Origin of the sequence: Enterobacter cloacae complex sp. IR5450, assembly GCF_049238665.1 — a bacterium.
In the GTDB taxonomy this organism is placed as follows: domain Bacteria; phylum Pseudomonadota; class Gammaproteobacteria; order Enterobacterales; family Enterobacteriaceae; genus Enterobacter; species Enterobacter hormaechei_C.
This window is the reverse complement of record NZ_JBMKIC010000088.1, coordinates 1-874: the sequence shown is the minus strand read 5'-3', so window position 1 is coordinate 874 and position 874 is coordinate 1. Positions and strand designations below refer to the sequence as shown.

Sequence of the window (874 nt, the reverse complement as noted above, 5' to 3'; positions counted from 1 at the left end):
CATTTACGACTGCTTCCTGCTCAAGAGCAGAATGCACGCGCTCAGAAATATCGGCAGCAATTTTAATGACTCTGATAACACGGCCGCGCCTGTCAGAAACGGGGATATAACTGGCTTCAAGCCATACGGAACGATTTCCCTTTGCCAGCCGCAGGTACTTGCCACTAAAGCTTTCTCCCCTGGCAAGGCGCTGCCAGAACTGGCTGTATTCCGGTGAACTTACCAGCGAGGGCGGGCAGAATATACGATGGTGGTGACCGATTATTTCATCAGCCCTGTACCCCATAGTGGAGAGAAAAAGCGGGCTGGCTTTATTTATCACCCCCTCCGGACTGAACTCAATGACAGGCTTATTCTGACAAATTGCGTCATACGAAATGGCTGATCGCTGGAGGTTCAGGGAGAACATATATTTAAGTGAAAACATATGAATCAGATTGCCCGGATAATGTAAGTACTGCCATGGTTATCGGCTACTCCTTATGTAGCTTTATATATTACTGCGACAGGGCGGGAAAAAGCCCGCTCTTCAGCCATGCCGGCATGATGTCCGGCTCCGGATTTCACGCGTAAAAAACCCGCCATCTTTAGCGGGCTGAACAATAAGAAAATGTTCATATTTACGGCAAATCCGCCGGCTCCAGCAGGAAGCTGGCGTCTCTCAATCTTGGAAGAACCAGCGCAGCTCCGCAAGCCTTAACACGCATCAGAAGGCAAAAAAATGGCTCCCATCCGGGAGACGGAAAACACTCAACTGACTGGATCGCAGGATATCCTTTGTGAAGGATAATTTAAGTATCGGCCGGATTTCCGCGGGCATAAGCCCGGCCGGCATAATTTTTTCCGTATCCGCCAGACCTCGGCTTTTAACATA

At 49.5% G+C, this 874-nt stretch carries 1 protein-coding gene; it reads right to left on the bottom strand.

What is annotated here, in order from left to right; translation table 11 throughout:
- Positions 1 to 427: PAS domain-containing protein (locus tag ACOTYB_RS24815; RefSeq protein WP_421765922.1), on the bottom strand; the 427-nt coding region annotated here is incomplete at its 3' end.
- Between the last annotated feature and the right edge of the window lie 447 nt (positions 428 to 874).